This is a genomic window from Achromobacter sp. UBA5777 (genome assembly GCF_002418565.1).
Taxonomy (GTDB): Bacteria; Pseudomonadota; Gammaproteobacteria; order Burkholderiales; family Burkholderiaceae_B; genus Achromobacter; species Achromobacter animicus.
Window position 1 is genome coordinate 1 of record NZ_DIEJ01000130.1, and the last position, 5273, is coordinate 5273.

Here is a 5273-nt window from a genome sequence, read left to right on the forward strand (position 1 = left end):
GGCACGGCGGCTTCGCGCTGGCGCAGCGCGCGCGCCAGGTCCACCGCGCTGTCGCGGCTGCTCAGCGTCTGGTGCGCGCGGATTTCGGCGGCGACCATGTCCTTCACATGCCGCACCATCACGTGCTCAAGCAGGTTCTGGCCCCAGGCGATGGAACCCAGCGTGACCAGCAGGAAGATGAACGCGAAGCACGCCGTATAGCGGAAATGGCTGGTGGTGCGCGTGGGCGGCGGCTCCGGCGCGGCCTCGGGCGCCCGGCCGTCGCGCCAGAACGAACGCCACGAACCGAACAGGCGGGACAGCGGTCCCTGCCTGAGCGCCCGCAAGGTCTCAGGAAAATCGAACGGCACGGTGTTCATCGGATCAGCTCAGCACGTATCCCATAGCCCGCACGGTCTTGAGCAACGGCTGTGCGAAATCCTTGTCGATCTTCGAGCGCAGCTTGGACACGTGCACGTCGATGAGGTTGGTCTGCGGATCGAACTGCAGGCCCCACACCTTCTCCAGCAGCATGCCGCGCGGCACGGTCTGCCCGGCGTGTTCGGCCAGCGTGCGCAACAGCAGGAATTCCTTGTCGGTCAGACTGATGTCGCGGCCGGAGCGCGTGACCTTGCGGCGCAACAGGTCGATCTGCAGATCCTGCACGCACAGGCGCGCGGTGTTGGGCGGCGTGGCGTCGTGCCGCTGCACCAGCAGTTCCATGCGCACCATCAACTCAAGAAAGTCGAAGGGCTTGCCGATGTGGTCCTGCGCGCCGGCGCGCAGCCCCTCGACGCGATCCGAGGCTTGGTCGACGGCGGACAGGATGATGACGGGCGGGTGCGGACGGCCTTGCAGGCGGCGCAGCACCTCGATGCCGTCGATGCCGGGCAGCATGCGGTCCAGGACGGCAATGTCGAACACCTGGCGGTCCAGGGCGATCAGCGCCTGTTCGCCCGAATCGACGGGCACGCATTGGTGGCCGCTAGCCTGGAACTTGCTGGCCAGCCAATAGCTCACTTTGCTGTCGTCCTCGATTAACAGTATCCGCATGAATTTCCTCGCTCGCGTGCGCCTTCATTCCGCCAGCGTTTGTCGCCGAACTTCTCATGCCGCACGCATCAGAAATTCATCCCGGTAAGCCGCGAGGCTTGCGCCTTCGAGCCAGGCGCTTATGGGATCACGATTCATATCGCAACAGCAACGGGCTAAAAGTTAACAAGATTTAATCTTATTGTAAATAAGAATGATTGTTATTCTTGTAGAATTCGCTTCGTTCTGTTGATCCGATGCCCTGGCGGCTGAAGCGCGCCGTGGCTGATTCCTGCTGCCATGACCGCATTTCTGTTCCGAAGCCGCCGCTGGCTGGGCGCGGCTTTGTTATCGCTGTCCGCCACCGCAAGTCTTGCCGCCGATGTCTACGTGTCGTTCGACGCGCAAGGCATGGCGCACTTTGCGCCCAGTGCGCTGGACGACAGCTACCGGCTGCTATTCCGCGACATGTCAGCGGGCAGCCGCGGCGCGCGCCGTGCGGCCGAACCCAGTCCGGAAGTGCGCAAGGCGCTGGAACAGGCCGCGCAGCGGCACGGGCTCGATTACGCCCTGCTGCATGCCGTGGCGCAGGCGGAGTCGGGCTTCAATACGTTGGCGGTGTCGCCCAAAGGCGCCGTCGGCTTGATGCAGCTGATGCCCGCCACCGGTAGCCAGTACGGCGTGCCCGGCACGGACGACGCGCTGCAGGCCAATCTTCGCAAGCTGGACCTGAACGTCGATGCCGGCAGCCGCTATCTGCGCGCCCTGCTCGACCGCTACGACGGCAACCTGGAACTGGCGTTGGCCGCCTACAACGCGGGCGAAGGCGCCGTGCAGCGCGCTGGCAACCGCATTCCGAATTTTGAAGAGACGCGCAACTACGTCAGCCGGATCATGGCGGCGTATCAGCCGGCGGCGTCGATCACGCCGCAAGCACAGCAGCCCCGGGCGGTGCTGGCCGACAACACCGGCACGACTTCTTCCATGTGGACGATCCAGGGCGATCAGAAAGCGGTCAGGCAGTTCGAGGCAGGCTTCATGGTGGTGCCGCCGCGCAAGCGCTAACGATTCAGGCCGGTGGGAACGGGCGGACTGTTGCGTCCGCCTCGCGCTTGCGATGCGCGAAGTTCAGCGTCACCATCAGCCCCGCCACCATCGAAAACAGGTGCTTGAGGGTGTGGCCGCTGAGGAACGTGAACGTGTCGTAGATCTGATGGTCGAGCAGCTCAGCAGCTTTGGCCAGCACGTAGAACCCGATCGCCGCGCCAAAATACAGCCGTTCGCGCAGGGGCGTGCCGTTGCGCCATTGCAGCAGCGGCACCAGCACCAGCGGCATGAACTGCACAAAGAGGTACGGGCGCAGATCGCCCGTCGACGTGTGGTCGGTGTACCACCACCACGCCACGCTGCCCACCGCCAGCGCGGTCCACAGCACGTCGACCCACCGGCCGTCGCCCACGGTCTCGCGCCATACGGCGGACAGGATGCCGGCGCACAGCAGCGCGATGGGCAGGCGGTCCCAGATCAGGCGCGCATTGTCCGGCACCAGGTGATACCAGCCCGACCCGAAGGCGGTCAGCAAGAGCGCAACGAAGAACACCGTGTAGCCAGGCCGGATAGCGTCCAACGCAGGGTGGCGGCGCGAGTGCAGGACCAGCGCCAACCCATACCAGCCGACCACCGCAAAACCCAGGTTGGACAGCACATCCCCCGCGTTGGGGATGCCCAGCCACGCGCGCTTGTCGGCAAAGTCGTGATAGTGCTCAAGCTGGGGAATCGGCCCGTAGAGCGCCAGGCCCAGCGCCACCAGGATCACCACCGTCCACGGCAGCACGCGGCGCGAGCGGGGGGCGGACGTCGTTGCGGCAGATCGAGTGCTCATGCGGTTCATCCCCCGGCTGTCGGGTGTGCCGGCTAGCAGTGATAGTAAAGGCGGCGCCCGGTCGTCTCCAGCCCTCGCGGCGCACGTTTCGCAGGTTTTTTATGTCGTTGTGTATCCGCCCGCGCGGCGCGTACATGCCGACACCCAACGCCCGGCGCCCTGCGCCACAGTGACGTCCAGCAGTCATGTCCCCTTCAACAAGACTTTCTGGAGCATCACCATGTCGGAACCGGTAAACGTCCAGCGGCGCCGCCTGCTGGGTACCACTTCTTCGCTGGCGGGCGCCAGCCTGCTGGGCCTCGCGCTCGGCGGCAACGCGATCGCCAAGTCCGTGGCGCAGGCCCCCCAAGGCCTCGTCCCCACGTTCAACAACATCCGCCAGATCCGCGCCGGCACGCTCGACGTGGGCTACGTGGACGCCGGCCCCGCCGACGGCCCCGTCGCCATCCTGCTGCACGGCTGGCCCTATGACATCCACAGCTTCATCGACGTCGTGCCGCGCCTGACTGCCGCCGGTTACCGCGTCATCGTGCCCCATCTGCGGGGCTACGGCACCACCCGCATCGTGTCGCCCGACACCCCGCGCAACGGCGAACAGGCCGTCGTCGCCGTAGACATGATTGCGTTGATGGACGCCCTGAAGATCCGCAAAGCCGTCGTCGCCGGCTTCGACTGGGGCGCGCGCACCGCCTGCATCATGGCGGCCCTGTGGCCCGAACGCTGCGAGGCGCTGGTGTCAGTCAGCGGCTACCTCATCGGCAGCCAGGAAGGCAACCGCAAGCCGCTGCCGCCGCAGGCCGAACTGCAATGGTGGTACCAGTTCTACTTCGCCACAGAGCGCGGCGCCGCCGGCTATGCCGCCAACGTCGACAGCTTCAACAAGCTGATCTGGCAACTGGCCTCGCCCCAATGGCGCTTTGACGACGCAACGTTTGCGCGATCCGCACGCGCTTTCGACAACCCCGACCACGTCGAGATCGTCGTGCACAACTACCGCTGGCGCTTGGGGCTGGCGCAGGGCGAATCGCAATACGACGCGCTCGAGGCGCGACTCGCGCAACTGCCCAAGATCGGCATTCCGTCCATCACCATGGAAGGCGACGCCAACGGCGCCCCGCACCCGCCACCCGCCGCGTACGCCGGCCAGTTCACCGGCAAATACCAGCACATCGACGTGGGCGTAGGCATCGGCCACAACCTGCCGCAAGAGGCGCCCAAGGCGTTCGCCGACGCGGTGCTCCGCGTCACGCGCCTGTAGCGCAGAAACGCGTCACACCGCGACACCACGCGCCGCTCAGCCGGCGCGCGGCAGCCAGTCCGACACGGTCGCAAGCACCTGCTCGGGCATCTCGCGGTGCGGCACATGCCCGCAGTTCTCGAAGATCACCGGCCGCGCGCCCGTCAACTGCGCGATGCGCTGGGCGTGCACCGTGGACCCGTATTCATCGTTGTCGCCGTGCAGCGCCAGCGCCGGACACTTCACCTGCGCCAGCTGCGGATCCAACGTCCAGTCCGCGAAGTCCGGCGACAGCCACGTGTCGATCCAGGCGCTAAGCACCCAGGCCGCCTTCTCGCCGTGATACTTCTTCAGACGGTCAAGCTGTCCCGGCTGCGCAAAGGATTCGCGCGCCTGGCGTATCCCTTCCAGCGTGCGTTCCTCGGCAAAAACCTGCGCCGACTCGGTAATCAGCGCGCGGCAGGACTGCGGATACGCCGCAGCGCTGGCAATCGCCATCCCCCCGCCCACGCTGTGGCCAAACGCCGCGAACTGATCCAGCTCCAGCGCCTCGCGCACGGCGCGAAACCCCTCAATGGCCTCACGCACCACGAAGTCCACGCCCAGCGTGCCCTTATACGGGTCGGACCGACCGAATCCCAGGCGGTCGTAGGCGATGACCTCGCGGCCCGTCGCGCCTGCCAACCGCTCAGGAAAGTCGCGCCACAACTCAACGCATCCTAGCGAATCGTGCATCAGCACGATCGGCACGCTGTTGTCGGCAGGCGTAGCGGACGCGGCGGGCGTCCAGCGCCGCACGAAAAGCTGACCGCCGGCGGCGGGAACGAAGACATCTTGGGGTTCGACGGACGACATCAAGGATTCTCACGAAGTAGATGGCACGGGACACGTCACGAACGCGGCGGCGGCACGCCAGCCGCCTCCCGGGGACAGTGCAAAATAGTAGCGTAGACGCAGGCCACCGCTTCATTGCAGCGTGCACTGAACCTCATCAGCGGACAGAAGACATCCGCGCCGGCGGCCAACAGCACACCGAGCACAACACTCGAAGCACACGACCCCGCCAGCGCGCAGCGCACACCGCCACGACGCCCCACGAACCCGATGCCGGTTTGCCGCCGCCCGGGCGGCAGCAACCCGGCG

At 66.3% G+C, this 5273-nt stretch carries 7 protein-coding genes; 2 read left to right on the forward strand and 5 right to left on the reverse strand.

Annotated elements, in window-relative coordinates; genetic code table 11:
- On the reverse strand, positions 1-359 hold a 359-nt coding region (locus B3446_RS09610; RefSeq protein ID WP_291380438.1), incomplete at its 3' end, for a hypothetical protein.
- Between the two features lie 4 nt (positions 360-363).
- Entirely contained in the window at positions 364-1032 is a 669-nt protein-coding gene (locus tag B3446_RS09615; protein ID WP_105237018.1) for a response regulator transcription factor, read from the reverse strand.
- Between the two features lie 279 nt (positions 1033-1311).
- On the opposite strand from B3446_RS09615, the gene B3446_RS09620 reads away from it, so the two are divergent.
- Positions 1312-2076 (forward strand): lytic transglycosylase domain-containing protein, encoded by a 765-nt coding sequence (locus B3446_RS09620; protein ID WP_291380441.1) that lies wholly within the window; start codon positions 1312-1314, stop codon positions 2074-2076.
- A 4-nt stretch (positions 2077-2080) separates the two neighbouring features.
- On the opposite strand, the gene B3446_RS09625 is transcribed toward B3446_RS09620, so the two are convergent.
- Entirely contained in the window at positions 2081-2893 is an 813-nt protein-coding gene (locus tag B3446_RS09625) for a hypothetical protein (RefSeq protein ID WP_291380443.1), read from the reverse strand.
- A gap of 220 nt (positions 2894-3113) precedes the next feature.
- Here B3446_RS09625 and B3446_RS09630 point away from each other — a divergent pair, with 220 nt between their 5' ends.
- The gene (locus B3446_RS09630; RefSeq protein WP_291380445.1) at positions 3114-4151 is read left to right on the forward strand and encodes an alpha/beta fold hydrolase; all 1038 of its coding nucleotides are present in this window, start codon (positions 3114-3116) and stop codon (positions 4149-4151) included.
- A 36-nt stretch (positions 4152-4187) separates the two neighbouring features.
- Here the strand turns inward: B3446_RS09630 and B3446_RS09635 are convergent, their stop codons facing one another.
- Positions 4188-4985, reverse strand: a complete 798-nt coding sequence (locus B3446_RS09635; protein WP_291380447.1) for an alpha/beta fold hydrolase — start codon at positions 4983-4985, stop codon at positions 4188-4190.
- Positions 4986-5020: 35 nt separating this feature from the next.
- Positions 5021-5273 (reverse strand): hypothetical protein (locus B3446_RS09640; RefSeq protein ID WP_291380449.1); only part of this gene is annotated, 253 nt, incomplete at its 5' end.

Coding starts and splice junctions, on each gene's coding strand:
- B3446_RS09615 (WP_105237018.1), bottom strand. CDS start 1,032: ATGCGGATACTGTTAATCGAGGACGACAGCAAAGTGAGCTATTGGCTG.
- B3446_RS09620 (WP_291380441.1), top strand. CDS start 1,312: ATGACCGCATTTCTGTTCCGAAGCCGCCGCTGGCTGGGCGCGGCTTTG.
- B3446_RS09625 (WP_291380443.1), bottom strand. CDS start 2,893: ATGAGCACTCGATCTGCCGCAACGACGTCCGCCCCCCGCTCGCGCCGC.
- B3446_RS09630 (WP_291380445.1), top strand. CDS start 3,114: ATGTCGGAACCGGTAAACGTCCAGCGGCGCCGCCTGCTGGGTACCACT.
- B3446_RS09635 (WP_291380447.1), bottom strand. CDS start 4,985: ATGTCGTCCGTCGAACCCCAAGATGTCTTCGTTCCCGCCGCCGGCGGT.